Origin of the sequence: Pseudomonas sp. HN8-3 (genome assembly GCF_020790195.1) — a bacterium.
GTDB classification, from domain to species: Bacteria; Pseudomonadota; Gammaproteobacteria; order Pseudomonadales; family Pseudomonadaceae; genus Aquipseudomonas; species Aquipseudomonas synxantha_A.
Genome location: NZ_CP086206.1, coordinates 493934 through 509733, shown reverse-complemented (window position 1 = coordinate 509733; position 15800 = coordinate 493934). Strand labels below are relative to the sequence as shown.

The 15800-nt window shown below is 61.5% G+C and carries 8 protein-coding genes and 1 pseudogene; 6 read left to right on the top strand and 3 right to left on the bottom strand.

Features of this window, described 5'->3' with window-relative positions; genetic code table 11:
- Positions 1–34: 34 nt before the first annotated feature.
- Positions 35–1519, bottom strand: a complete 1485-nt coding sequence (gene putP / locus LJX92_RS02230; RefSeq protein ID WP_005784119.1) for a sodium/proline symporter PutP — start codon at positions 1517–1519, stop codon at positions 35–37.
- A 461-nt stretch (positions 1520–1980) separates the two neighbouring features.
- Here putP and putA point away from each other — a divergent pair, with 461 nt between their 5' ends.
- Together putA and LJX92_RS02220 are read left to right on the top strand one after the other, a co-directional pair.
- The gene (putA, locus tag LJX92_RS02225) at positions 1981–5934 is read left to right on the top strand and encodes a trifunctional transcriptional regulator/proline dehydrogenase/L-glutamate gamma-semialdehyde dehydrogenase (protein ID WP_103733923.1); all 3954 of its coding nucleotides are present in this window, start codon (positions 1981–1983) and stop codon (positions 5932–5934) included.
- A gap of 211 nt (positions 5935–6145) precedes the next feature.
- On the top strand, positions 6146–7948 hold the full coding sequence (locus LJX92_RS02220; protein ID WP_228309266.1) for an acyl-CoA dehydrogenase: 1803 nt from the start codon (positions 6146–6148) through the stop codon (positions 7946–7948).
- On the opposite strand, the gene LJX92_RS02215 is transcribed toward LJX92_RS02220, so the two are convergent.
- Together LJX92_RS02215 and LJX92_RS02210 are read right to left on the bottom strand one after the other, a co-directional pair.
- Positions 7945–8235, bottom strand: a complete 291-nt coding sequence (locus LJX92_RS02215) for a cell division protein ZapA (RefSeq protein WP_032878275.1) — start codon at positions 8233–8235, stop codon at positions 7945–7947. The genes LJX92_RS02220 and LJX92_RS02215 overlap by 4 nt on opposite strands.
- Positions 8232–8462 (bottom strand): hypothetical protein, encoded by a 231-nt coding sequence (locus tag LJX92_RS02210; protein WP_003187970.1) that lies wholly within the window; start codon positions 8460–8462, stop codon positions 8232–8234. Before LJX92_RS02210 ends, LJX92_RS02215 begins: the two co-directional genes overlap by 4 nt.
- 277 nt (positions 8463–8739) lie before the next feature.
- On the opposite strand from LJX92_RS02210, the pseudogene LJX92_RS27050 reads away from it, so the two are divergent.
- The 4 genes and pseudogenes from LJX92_RS27050 to mscK form a co-directional block, all read left to right on the top strand.
- Positions 8740–9462: pseudogene (locus LJX92_RS27050) on the top strand (MCP four helix bundle domain-containing protein); the annotation flags it as partial.
- 30 nt (positions 9463–9492) lie between these two features.
- Positions 9493–10365: a methyl-accepting chemotaxis protein gene (locus LJX92_RS27045; protein ID WP_372804090.1), complete on the top strand. Its 873-nt coding sequence runs from the start codon at positions 9493–9495 to the stop codon at positions 10363–10365.
- Between the two features lie 230 nt (positions 10366–10595).
- Complete coding sequence (locus LJX92_RS02200) at positions 10596–12338, top strand: potassium/proton antiporter (protein WP_005784108.1); 1743 nt, start codon at positions 10596–10598, stop codon at positions 12336–12338.
- 49 nt (positions 12339–12387) lie between these two features.
- Positions 12388–15771, top strand: a complete 3384-nt coding sequence (gene mscK / locus LJX92_RS02195) for a mechanosensitive channel MscK (protein ID WP_103733925.1) — start codon at positions 12388–12390, stop codon at positions 15769–15771.
- The last annotated feature ends 29 nt before the right edge of the window (positions 15772–15800 follow it).

The following is a 15800-nucleotide window of genomic DNA, read 5'->3' as shown; positions in this document are numbered from 1 at the left end:
TTTCAACTGGACAGGCGCTCAACGCCCGGCGCAGTTATTTGTTGAGGTTGTAGTCTTTTTCCGCAGCATCAAAACGCTCGACCATACCAACCGTCGGTGCGCCCATCTTGCTCACGAAGTAGATCGCCAGGCTGGCGAAGATGAAGCCTGGGATGATTTCGTACAGACCCAGCAGTTCAAAGTGCTTCCACACGATCACGGTGATCGCGCCGACCAGGATGCCGGCCAGTGCGCCGTTGCGGGTCATGTTTTTCCAGATCACCGAGATCAGCACCACAGGGCCGAACGCAGCGCCGAAACCGGCCCAGGCGTAGCTGACCAGGCCCAGGACGCGGTTTTCCGGGTTGGCGGCCATGGCGATGGCGATCAAGGCCACTACCAGCACCATGATCCGACCGACCCAAACCAGCTCAAGCTGGGAAGCGCCTTTACGCAGGAACGCCTTGTAGAAGTCTTCGGTCAGGGCGCTGGAGCACACCAGCAACTGGCAGCTCAAGGTACTCATCACCGCCGCGAGGATCGCCGACAGCAATACACCGGCAACCCATGGGTTGAACAGGATTTTGGCCAGTTCGATAAACACTCGCTCAGGGTTTTCAGTGACCGGGCCAGCCACTTCCGGATGCGCCGAGAAGTAAGCGATACCGAAGAAGCCCACCGCCACGGTGCCGCCCAGGCACAGGATCATCCAGGTCATGGAGATGCGACGTGCGTTGGCAATCGACTTCACCGAGTCGGCCGCCATGAAACGCGCCAGGATGTGCGGCTGGCCGAAGTAGCCCAGGCCCCAGCCCATCAGCGAGATGATGCCGATGAAGGTGGTGTTTTTCAGCATGTCGAAGTTGGTCGGGTCTTTGGCTTCGATGGCCAGGAACGTGGTGTCCACACCGCCGGTGGCCAGCAGCACGATGATCGGCGTCAGGATCAGCGCGAAGATCATCAGCGTGGCTTGTACGGTGTCGGTCCAGCTGACCGCCAGGAAACCACCGATAAAGGTGTAGGCAATCGTTGCCGCAGCACCGGCCCACAGCGCGGTCTCGTAGGACATACCGAAGGTGCTTTCGAACAGGCGGGCACCGGCGACAATGCCGGAGGCGCAATAGATGGTGAAGAACACCAGGATCACCACTGCCGAGATGATCCGCAGCAGGCCGCTTTTATCTTCGAAGCGGCTGGAGAAGTAATCCGGCAGGGTCAGGGCGTCGCCGTTGTGTTCGGTCTGCACCCGCAGGCGGCCAGCCACGAACAACCAGTTGAGGTAAGCACCGGCGATCAGGCCGATGGCAATCCAGCTTTCCGACAAGCCGGACATGTAGATGGCGCCCGGCAGGCCCATCAACAACCAGCCGCTCATGTCGGAAGCACCGGCCGACAAAGCTGTCACCACGCTACCGAGGCTGCGACCGCCGAGGATGTAATCGGAAAGGTTGTTGGTGGAGCGATAGGCCATCAAGCCGATCAGCACCATTGCTGCGATGTAGATCACGAACGTGATCAGGGTTGGATTGCTAACGCTCATATGAGTGACGCCCTGGCTTTGTTTTTATGTAGCGACGGTCTGTCAGATCGCCACTGGTGGATAACCGAGTAGACGAGCCTGCTAGCCGCGCATTTATGACTGGCGTTTCCCCAGGAAAGCCGCCAGCCGATGAACCAAACCTTAGAGGTGGTTGCACCTTGGTGCGCGAATGCTATTCAACAAAGCAAATAAGGTGCAACCAGTTTCTTGCGAATAAGTTGCACCCAGGTGTGATTTAGGACAAACGCCGTGTTTTTGCTCCTTTTCGGAGCAAGAACAGCCGATCTCAGAAGCAAACGCACCAATGCCGAGCGGATTTTGTCGAAGGCCAATTTTTTTCCGATCAACCGTCGAAAATTTCCTGAACAAAAGGGTTGCACCCGGTTGCACCTCTGCATGGGCAAAGCTAATCTTGCCGCCAGCAGATGCCACTCGGTAGTGGCACCCATGAGGATAAGAAAATGGCAACGACCACCCTTGGGGTCAAACTCGACGACCCAACCCGCGAGCGCCTGAAAGCCGCCGCGACCTCCATTGATCGCACGCCGCACTGGCTGATCAAGCAGGCAATTTTCAATTACCTGGAGAAACTCGAGGGTGGTGCAACCCTGTCCGAGCTCAATGGCTTGAGCAGCAAGGACGCCGAAGACGCGGGCGAGATCCAGGCTGACCACGCCCACCAGTGCTTCCTTGAGTTCGCTGAAAGCATCCTGCCGCAATCGGTACTGCGCGCATCGATCACCGCCGCTTACCGTCGCCCGGAACCGGAAGTGGTACCGATGCTGATCGAGCAGGCACGCCTGCCGGCAGACATGGCCGAAGCCACCAACAAGCTGGCTGCCACCATTGCCGAGAAACTGCGTAACCAGAAGAGCGCCGGCGGCCGTGCCGGTATCGTCCAGGGCCTGCTGCAAGAATTCTCCCTGTCGTCCCAGGAAGGCGTGGCGCTGATGTGCCTGGCCGAAGCGCTGCTGCGCATCCCGGACAAAGGCACCCGTGACGCGCTGATCCGCGACAAGATCAGCACCGGCAACTGGCAGCCGCACCTGGGCAACAGCCCGTCGCTGTTCGTTAACGCCGCCACCTGGGGCCTGTTGCTGACCGGCAAACTGGTCGCCACCCACAACGAAGCGGGCCTGACCTCCTCCCTGAGCCGCATCATCGGCAAAAGCGGCGAGCCGATGATCCGCAAGGGCGTCGACATGGCCATGCGCCTGATGGGCGAACAGTTCGTCACCGGCGAAACCATCGCCGAAGCCCTGGCCAATGCGAGCAAGTTCGAAGCCAAGGGCTTCCGCTACTCCTACGACATGCTCGGTGAGGCCGCCCTCACCGAACACGATGCCCAGAAGTACCTGGCATCGTATGAACAAGCCATTCACTCCATCGGCAAAGCCTCCCATGGCCGTGGGATCTATGAAGGCCCTGGCATCTCCATCAAGCTCTCCGCCCTGCACCCGCGCTACAGCCGTGCGCAGTACGAGCGCGTGATGGACGAACTGTACCCGCGCCTGCTGTCGCTGACCTTGCTGGCCAAGCAATACGACATCGGCCTGAACATCGACGCCGAAGAAGCCGACCGCCTGGAACTGTCCCTGGACCTGCTGGAGCGTCTGTGCTTCGAGCCGCAACTGACCGGCTGGAACGGTATCGGTTTTGTGATCCAGGCTTACCAGAAGCGTTGCCCGTATGTGATCGACTACGTCATCGACCTGGCCCGCCGCAGCCGCCATCGTCTGATGATCCGCCTGGTAAAAGGCGCGTACTGGGACAGCGAAATCAAACGCGCCCAGGTCGAGGGCCTGGAAGGCTACCCGGTGTACACCCGCAAGGTGTACACCGACGTTTCCTACATTGCCTGCGCACGCAAACTGCTGTCGGTGCCGGAAGCCATCTACCCGCAGTTCGCCACGCACAACGCCCACACCTTGTCGGCCATCTACCATATCGCCGGTCAGAACTATTACCCCGGCCAGTACGAGTTCCAATGCCTGCACGGCATGGGTGAACCGCTGTACGAACAAGTGGTGGGCAAGGTTTCCGAAGGCAAGCTGAACCGTCCGTGCCGTGTGTACGCGCCGGTCGGTACCCACGAAACACTGCTGGCCTACCTGGTACGCCGCCTGTTGGAAAACGGCGCCAACACCTCGTTCGTCAACCGCATCGCCGACCAATCGATCTCGATTCAGGAGCTGGTGGCCGATCCAGTGGCCAGCATCGAGCAGATGGCTACGCTGGAAGGTGGCTTCGGCTTGCCGCACCCACGTATTCCGCTGCCGCGTGACCTGTATGGCAGCGACCGCGCCAACTCGGCCGGTATCGACCTGGCCAACGAACACCGTCTGGCGTCGCTGTCCTGCGCCCTGCTGGCTACCGCGCACAACAACTGGAAAGCCGCGCCGATGCTCGGTTGCGCCTCCAGCCAGGAAGCGGCCCAACCGGTGCTGAACCCGTCCGACCTGCGGGATGTGGTCGGCCACGTACAGGAAGCTACCGTCGAAGACGTCGACAACGCGATCCAGTGCGCGATCAGCGCCGCGCCGATCTGGCAGGCCACCCCGCCCGCCGAACGCGCCGCGATTCTGGAGCGTGCCGCCGACCTGATGGAAGGCGAGATCCAGCCGCTGATGGGCCTGCTGGCCCGTGAAGCCGGCAAGACCTTCGCCAACGCCATCGCCGAAGTGCGTGAAGCCGTGGACTTCCTGCGTTACTACGCGGTGCAGGCGCGCAACGACTTCACCAACGATGCCCATCGCCCACTGGGCCCGGTGGTCTGCATCAGCCCGTGGAACTTCCCGCTCGCCATCTTCAGCGGCCAGGTGGCTGCGGCATTGGCCGCCGGTAACCCGGTACTGGCCAAGCCTGCCGAACAGACCCCGCTGGTCGCCGCCCAAGCCGTGCGCATCCTGCTCGAAGCCGGCATTCCCGAGGGCGTGCTGCAACTGCTACCCGGCCAAGGCGAAAGCGTCGGTGCCCGACTGGTGGGTGATGATCGCGTCAAAGGCGTGATGTTCACTGGTTCCACCGAAGTTGCTCGCTTGTTGCAACGCAATGTCGCCGGGCGCCTGGATGCCCAGGGTCGCCCGATCCCGCTGATCGCCGAAACCGGTGGCCAGAACGCGATGATCGTTGATTCGTCGGCGCTCACCGAACAGGTGGTGATCGACGTGGTGTCGTCGGCCTTCGACAGCGCCGGCCAACGCTGCTCGGCCCTGCGTGTACTGTGCCTGCAGGAAGATTCGGCAGACCGCGTGATCGAAATGCTCAAGGGCGCCATGGCTGAATGCCGTCTGGGCAACCCGGAACGCCTGTCGGTGGATATCGGCCCGGTGATCGACGCCGAAGCCAAGGCCGGCATCGAGAAACACATCCAGGCCATGCGCGACAAAGGCCGCAACGTTTATCAGGTTGCAATTGCCGATGGCGAAGAGATAAAGCGCGGCACCTTTGTGATGCCAACCCTGATCGAGCTGGAAAGCTTCGACGAGCTGCAACGCGAGATCTTCGGCCCGGTGCTGCACGTGGTGCGCTACAAGCGTAAAGAGATCGACCAGTTGATCGGCCAGATCAATGCGTCGGGCTACGGTCTGACCCTGGGCGTGCATACCCGCATCGACGAGACCATCGCCAAGGTGATCGACAACGTCAACGCCGGTAACGTCTACGTCAACCGCAACATCGTGGGTGCCGTGGTCGGCGTGCAGCCGTTCGGCGGCGAAGGGCTGTCGGGCACTGGCCCGAAAGCCGGCGGCCCGTTGTACCTGTACCGCCTGCTGTCGACTCGTCCTACCGACGCGATCGAGCAATCCTTCGTACGTGGCGACGCATTGACTGCACCGGACGTACGTCTGCGCGACGCCATGAGCCAACCGCTGACCGCCCTGAAAACCTGGGCCGACAGCCACAAGTTCAGCGAACTGAGCGCACTGTGCACGCAGTTCGCAGCGCAGTCGCAAAGCGGTATCACCCGCCAACTGGCCGGCCCGACCGGTGAGCGCAACAGCTACGCGATCCTGCCGCGTGAACACGTGCTGTGCCTGGCTGAAGTGGAAGGCGATCTGCTGACCCAACTGGCGGCAGTGCTGGCCGTCGGCGGTTCGGCGGTATGGCCGGAAACTGAGCTGACCAAGGCCCTGTTCCCACGCCTGCCGCGAGACATTCAGGCGAAGATCAAGCGCGTGGCCGACTGGACCAAGGACGACGTAGTGTTTGACGCCGTGCTGCATCACGGTGATTCCGACCAATTGCGTGCGGTGTGCCAGCAAGTGGCGCAGCGCGGTGGGGCGATTGTTGGGGTGCATGGTATGTCTCAGGGTGAGACGGCCATTGCCTTGGAGCGATTGGTGATCGAGCGGGCGTTGAGCGTCAACACCGCAGCGGCAGGCGGTAACGCCAGCCTGATGACTATCGGTTAAAACCTGTGGGAGGGGGCTTGCTCCCGATAGCGGAGTGTCAGTCAGCACATTGGACACTGACACACTGCTATCGGGAGCAAGCCCCCTCCCACATTGACTGCATTTCAATTCCCTGCCTGCGTTTTGCCCTTCCATCACCCAGATCAATCTTGCTATCCAGCCTCTATTCACGCGCTTAGACTCAGGCCAATTCCTTCAAAGGTAGTCCGCCATGTCCGAGACGCTGCTCAGTTCCCGCAATCTGGCTTTCGAGCTGTACGAAGTCCTCGATGCCGAGGGCCTGACCCAGCGTGAGCGGTTTGCCGAACACAACCGCGAAACCTTCGACGCTGCGATCAGCACGGCGCGCAGCATCGCCGAAAAGTACTTCGCCCCCCACAACCGCAAGAACGACGAAAACGAACCGCGTTATGAGAACGGCCAAGCGATCCTGATCCCGGAAGTCAAACCCGCCGTAGACGCCTTCCTGGAGGCCGGTTTCCTCAACGCAGCCCGCAGTTTCGAAGCAGGCGGCATGCAACTGCCGACCTTGCTGTCCCAAGCCTGCTTCGCCCACTTTCAAGCGGCCAACGCCGCATCGACCTCCTACCCGTTCCTGACCATGGGCGCCGCCAATCTGATCGAAAGCTTCGGCACCGAGGAGCAGAAACAGCGCTTCCTGCAACCGATGATCGACGGGCGCTTCTTCGGCACAATGGCCCTGACCGAGCCCCACGCCGGCTCCTCGCTGTCAGATATTCGTACCCGCGCAGAACCGGCGGCTGACGGCAGTTATCGCCTCAAAGGCAACAAGATCTTCATCTCCGGTGGCGACCACTCGCTGTCGGAAAACATCGTGCATATGGTGCTGGCCAAATTGCCGGACGCACCCGCGGGCGTGAAGGGCATTTCGCTGTTTATCGTGCCCAAGTTCCTGGTCAACGATGACGGCAGCCTGGGCGAACGCAACGATGTGCTGCTGGCCGGGCTGTTTCACAAGATGGGCTGGCGCGGCACCACGTCCACGGCGCTCAACTTCGGCGATAACGGCAACTGCGTCGGCTACTTGGTGGGCAAACCGCACCAGGGCCTGAGCTGCATGTTCCAGATGATGAATGAAGCACGCATTGGCGTGGGCATGGGCGCGGTGATGCTTGGTTACGCCGGCTACCTCTACTCGCTGGACTACGCCCGCGAACGGCCCCAGGGTCGCCTGCCCGATAGCAAAGACCCAGGCACCGCGCCAGTGGCGATCATTCAGCACGCCGACATCAAGCGCATGTTGCTGACCCAGAAAGCCTATGTGGAAGGCGCCTTTGACCTGGGCCTTTACTCAGCCCGACTGTTTGACGACACCACCACCCTGGCAACCGACACCGAGCGCAAGCACGCCCACGAACTGCTGGACCTGCTCACCCCCATCGTCAAATCCTGGCCGTCGGAGTTTTGCCTCAAGGCCAACGAACTGGCGATCCAGATTCTCGGCGGCCACGGCTACACCCGCGAATACCCGGTGGAGCAGTACTACCGCGACAACCGCTTGAACCCGATCCATGAAGGCACCCACGGCATCCAGTCCCTGGACTTGCTTGGGCGCAAATTGGCGCAGAACGGCGGCGCCGGCTTGAAGCAATTGATTCGCCTGATCGCCGAGACCGGGGCCCGTGCGCAGAAGTACCCGTCACTTACGGCACTGCGAGAGCCGCTGGAGCAACTGGTCAATCGACTGCAAGGCGTCACCATTGGCCTGCTGACGGATCTCGCCCAGGGCAAGGTCAACAGCAGCCTGGCGAACTCGGCGCTGTACTTGAAAGTATTCGGGCATACGGTGATCGGCTGGCGCTGGCTGGAACAGGCGATCCGCGCTGAAGAAGGGCTGGCCAAGGGTGAGGCGGCCGATGCGGCCTTCTACAAGGGCAAGCTCCAGGCCGCCCGGTACTTCCTGACCTGGGAAGTACCGAGCTGCCATCACGAACTGGCAATTCTGGAGGCACGCGACGATACGTGCCTGGGGATGCAGGATGAGTGGTTCTAAGGCTGGATCGCCTTGGCAATCACCTCGACCGTGGCGCTGACTTGCTCTTGGTAACGGTCGAGTTCCTGCTGGTGAGCCTGTTGCATTTCGATCTGCTCGGCGCACAGGTTCAGCGCGGCCAGTACCAATAATTTGTCACCGATCAGGGTCGGGTACTTTTTCTTGGTAACCGCCAGGGAAGCCTTGAGCATGGTCACGGCATGCATCAGGGTCTGATCTTCGCCGGCCGGTGCCTTGATCGAGTAATCCTCTCCGAGAATCGAAACGACCTTTATCCCCTCATTCATGCGCTGACAGGCCCTGCACTCACACGCTCAACCAGGGCCTGGATGCGGGCGGCGGTGGCGCCGTGCTTTTCTTCCTGCTCCATCAGGTTCAGTTGCAGGCTGTCGTTTTCATCCTTGGCGCGAGCCAGTTCGGCCTTGAGGGATTCGTTGCTGCCCAGCAGCTCTTGATTCTGCTGTACCAGGTCGCTGACCAGTTGTTCCAATTGGCTGAGAGATGCTTCTAACATTTTGATTTCCCGGGCTTTTAAAAGGGCGGTGACGATAAAGAAAATTCACCTCGGATGCCAGGGATATCCCCGGCGTGCAGCCCGATTTATCGGGGCCGGGCCGCACTTTCGAGCCTTAGTGACTGCAATTACCCGATCTGGTTCCTCCAATGCCCCCAACCCTTCGTCAGATGCGACAAAAGCGCGCAGCCCCTTAAGACTTTAGTCGCAGGGCCGATAACGCAGGCACACCTCGTCTCATGGCCGCACGGATCGCGCTTCCCCCCAGGATTCCAGCATGTCTCTTCGTAATATGAATATCGCCCCGAGGGCCTTCCTCGGCTTCGCGTTTATTGGCGCCCTGATGTTGTTGCTGGGTGTGTTCGCCCTGAACCAGATGAGCAAGATTCGCGCAGCCACCGAAGACATCACCTCAGCCAGCGTGCCAAGCATTCGTGCCCTCGACGAATTCACCCAACTGACCCTGCGCCTGCGCGTGCTGTCGTACCGCTTGCTGACCAACCGCGAGCCGGATGTACAGCAAAAGACTCTGGAAGCCTTCGAGTTGCGCAATCAGCAGATTCGCACGGCCCAGGGCATCTACGAAAAATTGATCACCAGCACTCAAGAGCGCAACGCCTACGACGAATACGTGCGCCTGCTGGGCCAGTACCGCCAGATTGAAGAGCGCATGAAGAGCCTGTCGCGCGCCAATCAGATTGACGAGCTGCGCAGCCTGCTGAACACCGAGTTGCTGAGCAACTCCGAGCAAGTCAACGCCGTATTGACCCGCTTGCTGGATATCAATAACGACGACGCCAACGCCACCAACCAGCAAGCCAAAGACCAATACGACATGGCCTTCGACCTGGTGGTGGGCCTGCTGGTGGTTGCCACGGCGCTGACCGTGTTGTTCGCCTGGTTGCTGACCCGCAGCATCACCCTGCCCATCGCCCGTGCCCTTGAAGCCGCCGAAGAAGTGGCCGAAGGTAACCTGACGCGCCCGATCACCGTAGACGGCAACGACGAAGCCGGCCGCCTGCTCGCCGCCATGGCCAAGATGCAAAACAAACTGCGCGATACCCTGCAACGCATCGCCGGCTCCGCCACTCAGTTGGCGTCTGCCGCCGAAGAGCTGAACGCCGTCACCGACGAAAGCGCCCGTGGCCTGACCCAGCAAAACAACGAAATCGAACAAGCCGCCACCGCCGTCAACGAGATGACCAGCGCCGTTGAAGAAGTCGCACGCAACGCCGTGAGCACTTCCGAAGCTTCGCGCAACGCCACCACCTCTGCCGGTGATGGTCGGGACCTGGTGCAGGAAACCGTCAGCGCCATCGAACGCATGAGCGCTGACGTGCAGGCCACCGCCTCCCTGATTGGCGACCTGGCCAATGAATCGCGGGATATCGGCAAAGTGCTGGACGTGATTCGCGGCCTGGCCGACCAGACCAACCTGCTGGCCCTGAACGCGGCGATTGAAGCCGCACGCGCCGGGGAAGCCGGACGTGGTTTCGCCGTAGTGGCCGACGAGGTGCGAGCGCTGGCCCATCGCACGCAACAATCCACCAGCGAGATCGAGCGCATGATCGGCAGTATCCAGACGGGTACTGAGCACGCAGTGGATTCGATGCGAAACAGCACCGAGCGGGCCGAATCGACGCTGAACATCGCCAAGGGCGCGGGCATGTCGCTGGACACCATCAACACCGCAATTGTCGAGATCAACGAGCGCAACCTGGTGATCGCCAGCGCGGCGGAAGAACAGGCCCAGGTGGCGCGGGAAGTGGACCGTAATCTGGTGAATATTCGCGACCTGTCAGTGCAATCCGCTACGGGCGCCAGCCAGACCAGCGCCGCGAGCAGCGAATTGTCGCGCCTGGCAGTGGATCTGAATGGGATGGTAGGCCGCTTCCGTCTCTAACTGACGGCACTTGAAAATGTGGGAGGGGGCTTGCTCCCGATTGCGGTATATCAGTCAACTTATCTGCGGCTGACCCACCGCTATCGGGGGCAAGCCCCCTCCCACATTTGCTTCTGCAAAAATTCAGAAAAAGCTTTTTGACAGCGCAGCAATTCAACAGGTTAGAATCGCTGGCACGCAGACTGCATGGTCAGTTTGCGCCCCGCCTTCCCTGCTCTGGAGTACTGCCTTTGAATGCGACGACCATCAACAGCCTGTTCTTGATCGGCGCGTTGCTGGTAAGTGCGAGCATTCTGGTGAGTTCCCTTTCGTCCCGCCTGGGCATCCCGATCCTGGTGATCATCCTGGCCGTGGGCATGACCGCCGGTGTCGATGGCGGCGGTATCATTTTCGATAACTACCCGACTGCCTACCTGGTGGGCAACCTCGCCCTGGCCGTGATCCTGCTAGACGGCGGCTTGCGCACACGGGTGGCGAGTTTCCGCGTGGCGCTGTGGCCGGCCTTGTCCCTGGCCACGGTGGGGGTGTTGATTACCACCGGCCTCACCGGCATGGCGGCGGCCTGGCTGTTCGACCTCAATATCATCCAGGGCTTGCTGATTGGCGCCATCGTTGGCTCAACGGACGCCGCGGCAGTGTTCTCGCTGCTGGGCGGCAAGGGCCTCAACGAACGGGTCAGCGCCAGCCTGGAAATCGAATCCGGCAGCAACGACCCGATGGCGGTGTTCCTTACCGTCACCCTGATCGACATGCTCGCCAGCGGCCAGACCGGCCTGCACTGGAGCCTGTTGACTCATCTGATTCGTGAATTCGGCATCGGTGGCCTGGTGGGCCTGGGCGGCGGCTGGCTGATGCTGCAGCTGGTCAACCGCATCAACCTGGCCAACGGCCTGTACCCGATTCTGGTAATCGCCGGCGGCCTGTTCGTTTTCGCCCTGACCAACGCCCTGCACGGCAGCGGCTTCCTGGCCGTGTACCTGTGCGGCCTGGTGATTGGCAACCGCCCGGTGCGCAGCCGCCATGGCATTTTGCATATGCTCGATGGCATGGCCTGGCTGGCGCAGATCGGCATGTTCCTGGTGCTGGGCCTGTTGGTCACGCCCCATGACCTGCTGCCCATCGCCCTGCCCGCGCTGGGCCTGGCGCTGTGGATGATCCTGTTTGCGCGGCCTCTTTCGGTGATGGTTGGCCTGCTGCCGTTCAAGGCCTTCCACGGTCGCGAAAAGGCCTTTATCGCCTGGGTCGGCCTGCGCGGCGCGGTGCCGATCATCCTCGCGGTGTTCCCGCTGATGGCCGGCCTGCCCCATGCGCAGCTGTACTTCAACCTGGCGTTCTTTATCGTGCTGGTGTCGCTGCTGGTGCAGGGCACAAGCCTGCCGTGGGTGGCCAAGTTGCTCAAAGTCACCGTACCACCGGACCCGGCACCGATTTCACGCGCAGCCCTGGAAGTGCACGTCACCAGCGAGTGGGAGCTGTTCGTCTACCGCCTCGGCGCCGAGAAATGGTGCATCGGCGCGGCCCTGCGCGAGCTGAAAATGCCCGAAGGCACGCGCATCGCTGCACTGTTTCGCGGCCAGCAACTGCTCCATCCGTCGGGTAGTACCGTGCTGGAAGTCGATGATTTGCTCTGTGTGATCGGCCATGAACACAACCTGCCGGCCCTGGGCAAACTGTTCAGCCAGGCACCGCAACGGGGCCTCGATTTGCGCTTCTTCGGCGACTTCGTGCTCGAAGGCGACGCCCAGCTGGGCGCGGTTTCGGCCTTGTACGGGCTCAAGCTCGAGGGTATCGACCCGGACATGCCGCTGAGTCGCTTCATCACCCAGAAGGTCGGCGGTGCACCGGTGGTGGGCGACCAGGTGGAATGGAACAACACCATCTGGACTGTCGCGGTCATGGACGGGAACAAGATTGGCAAAGTCGGCGTCAGATTCCCCGAAGGAAGTCGCCCCGGCCCCGGACTCTTCCTCTAAACTGCGGGGCAACAACGCCCCGATTCTTCACCTTGCAAGACCGGTCTCTATGCCAACCCTGCGCACTTTTATCGCCACTGCCCTGCTGGGCCTGACCCTTTGCGTCGGCGCCGTTCACGCTGCCGACCCGCCCAGCGCCGACGCCATCCAGCAAACCCTGGATAAACTGCCCGACCGCAAGCTGCCCGACGCTGACATGAAGGCGTTGCAGGGCATCCTGCAGCAGACCCTGACGTACCTGGCGAACCAGCAGGATTACGAGCAGCGCCTGGCCGATCTCAAGCGCCAGCTGGAAGAGGCCCCACGCCAGACCGCCGACAACCAGCGCGAGCTGGCCCGGCTCAAGGCCACCAAAATCATCCCGGTAGCCCAACGCTACGCCTCGCTGCCCGTGCCGCAGCTTGAGCAATTGCTGGTGCAACGCAGCACCCAGCAAGGCGACCTGCAAAAAGAGCTGGCCGACGCCAACAGCCTGACCATCGCCGCCCAGACCCGACCCGAGCGCGCCCAAACCGAAATCAGCAGCAGCCAGACGCGCATCCAGCAGATCAACGCCACGCTCAAGCTGGGCAAAGACAACGGCAAAGCCCTCAGCGGCGACCAGCGCAACCAGTTGAACGCTGAACTGGCGGCCCTGAATGCGCTGATCCCGCTGCGTCGCCAGGAGTTGGCCGGCAACAGCCAGTTGCAAGACCTGGGCAACAGCCAGCACGACCTGATCCAGGAAAAAACCGCGCGCCTGGAGCAGGAAATCCAGGACCTGCAAACCCTGATCAACCAGAAACGCCTGGCCCAGTCCCAGCAGACGGTGACGCAACAGTCCATCGAAGCCCAGAAAGCCGGGGGCAGCAGCATCCTTGCCAAGGAAAGCGCCGACAACCTGAAGCTGTCCGACTACCTGCTCAAGAGCACTGACCGTCTCAATGACCTGACCCAGAAGAACCTGCAGACCAAGCAGCAACTGGACACGGTCAACCAGAGCGATTCGGCCCTGGACGAGCAGATCAACGTGCTCAAGGGCAGCCTGCTGCTTTCCAAGATTCTGTATAAGCAAAAACAGGCCCTGCCGCGCCTTACCGTCGACCGCGACCTGGCCGACGATATCGCCAACATTCGCCTGTACCAGTTCGAGGTCAACCAGCAGCGTGAGCTGATCAGTTCCCCCAGCGCCTATGTGGATAACCTGCTGGCCAACCAGCCACCGGACGAAGTCACGCCGCAACTGCGTCGCACCTTGCTGGAACTGGCGATCACCCGCAGCGACCTTCTGGAGCGCCTGAGCCGCGAGCTGAGTGCGCTACTGAACGAATCGATCACCCTGCAACTGAACCAGAAGCAACTGTTGAGCACCGCCACTACACTGCGCGCGACGCTTGATGAGCAGATGTTCTGGATCCCGAGCAACAAGCCGCTGGACACCGAATGGCTGGAAACCGTGCCGGCGCACCTGAGCAAGCAAGTCGCCACCCTGCCCTGGGCGTCCAGTGTCAGCGAACTGTATGACGGCCTGACCCAGCGCCCGTTGCTGTTCCTGCCGCTGCTGCTGTTGCTCGGCGCGCTGTTGTGGCGGCGCAAGGCGTTGTATCAGCGCCTGAACAAGGTCCACCTGGACATCGGTCACTTCAAGCGCGACAGCCAGTGGCATACGCCGCAGGCGATCCTGATCAATATCCTGCTGGCAATGCCGGTGTCACTGGGCCTGGCGCTGTGCGGCTATGCCTTGCAGATCGACGCCCGCGGGCAAAACGCCAACCTGGGCTCGGCCCTGCTGCAGATCGCCCAGGCGTGGCTGGTGTTCTACACCGCCTACCGCATCCTTGCGCCGGGCGGCGTGGCCGAACTGCACTTTCGCTGGGAGAAACCTCAGGTCCAGTTCCTCCAGGGCTGGATACGCAAGCTCGGGCTGGTGGTACTGGCCCTGGTGGCGGTGGTGGCGATTGCCGAACACCAACCGGCGGCACTGGCCGAAGACGTGCTGGGCATTGCCGTGGTGCTCACCTGCTATGGCTTGATGGCGTGGCTGCTGAGTCGCCTGCTGCTCAACAGCCCCACCCATGAAAAGGCCTCGCTGTTTCGCAAGGCCATCGGGCTGGTGTTCACCGCCCTGCCGATCGCGCTGTTCATCGCCGTGTGCTTTGGCTACTACTACACCGCCCTGAAACTCAGCGACCGGCTGATCAACACCCTGTACCTGTTGATGTTCTGGCTGGTGATCGAAGCCACCTTCGTGCGCGGCCTCGGCGTGGCCGCCCGGCGCCTGGCCTATGCCCGCGCCCTGGCCAAACGCCAGGCCGCCAAGGAAGCCGGTGATGGCGAAACGGTGATCGAGGAGCCGACCCTGGACATCGAACAGGTCAACGAACAGTCCATGCGCCTGATCCGCCTGGCCTTGCTCGGCGGCTTTATCGCGGCGCTGTACTGGGTGTGGTCGGACCTGATCTCGGTGTTTTCGTACCTGGATAACGTCACCCTGTACGAATACACCAGCGGTACGGGTACCAATATCAGCATGGTACCCATCAGTATCGGCGACCTGCTCGGCGCGTCGATCATCATCGGCATCACCTTCGCCCTGGCGCGCAACCTGCCCGGCCTGCTGGAAGTGCTGGTGCTGTCCAAGCTGGACCTGGCCCAAGGCAGCGCCTATGCCACCACCACCTTGCTGTCCTACATCATTGCCGGCGTAGGGTTTGTCACCACCCTGTCCACCCTCGGCGTGAGCTGGGACAAGCTGCAATGGCTGGTTGCGGCGCTGTCGGTGGGCCTGGGCTTCGGTATGCAGGAGATCTTCGCCAACTTCATCTCCGGCATCATGATCCTGTTCGAACGCCCGGTGCGCATTGGCGACACCATCACCATCGGCAACCTATCGGGCACAGTGAGCAAGATCCGCATTCGCGCCACCACCATCACCGACTTCGACAACAAGGACATCATTGTCCCGAACAAGACCTTTATTACCGGGCAACTGATCAACTGGTCGCTGACCGACACCATCACTCGCGTGACCCTCAAACTCGGGGTGGACTACGGCTCGGACCTGGACCTGGTGAAGGAATTATTACTGAAAGCCGCACGGGAAAACCCGCGGGTACTGAAAGAACCCGAACCCCACGTGTACTTCCTCAACTTCGGCGAAAGCACCCTGGACCACGAGCTGCGCATGCATGTGCGCGACCTCGGCGACCGCAACCCGGTGCTCGACGAGGTCAACCGCTTTATCAACCGTGAGTTCAAGAAACAGCACATCAACATCTCGTTCCGGCAGATGGAGATCTACCTGAAAAACCTCCACGGCCAGGAATACAAGCTGGTGCCGGCCGAGGATGAGCGCAAGACCATCGTCGAGCCCGTCGACAAGCCCGACGCACCAGAGCCACCCGCCGGCAAAGTGGTGGATGCGCCGGAGCCGCCACCGAGCAAACTCGACTAAACGCCCTGTCCCCAGCAGAATGCTCGGAC

What these genes read in the sequence shown, in the direction of transcription:
- putP (WP_005784119.1), bottom strand. Translation starts at nt 1,519, where the DNA reads ATGAGCGTTAGCAATCCAACCCTGATCACGTTCGTGATCTACATCGCA.
- LJX92_RS27045 (WP_372804090.1), top strand. Translation starts at nt 9,493, where the DNA reads ATGGCCAAGATGCAAAACAAACTGCGCGATACCCTGCAACGCATCGCC.
- LJX92_RS02210 (WP_003187970.1), bottom strand. Translation starts at nt 8,462, where the DNA reads ATGTTAGAAGCATCTCTCAGCCAATTGGAACAACTGGTCAGCGACCTG.
- LJX92_RS02215 (WP_032878275.1), bottom strand. Translation starts at nt 8,235, where the DNA reads ATGAATGAGGGGATAAAGGTCGTTTCGATTCTCGGAGAGGATTACTCG.
- putA (WP_103733923.1), top strand. Translation starts at nt 1,981, where the DNA reads ATGGCAACGACCACCCTTGGGGTCAAACTCGACGACCCAACCCGCGAG.
- LJX92_RS02220 (WP_228309266.1), top strand. Translation starts at nt 6,146, where the DNA reads ATGTCCGAGACGCTGCTCAGTTCCCGCAATCTGGCTTTCGAGCTGTAC.
- mscK (WP_103733925.1), top strand. Translation starts at nt 12,388, where the DNA reads ATGCCAACCCTGCGCACTTTTATCGCCACTGCCCTGCTGGGCCTGACC.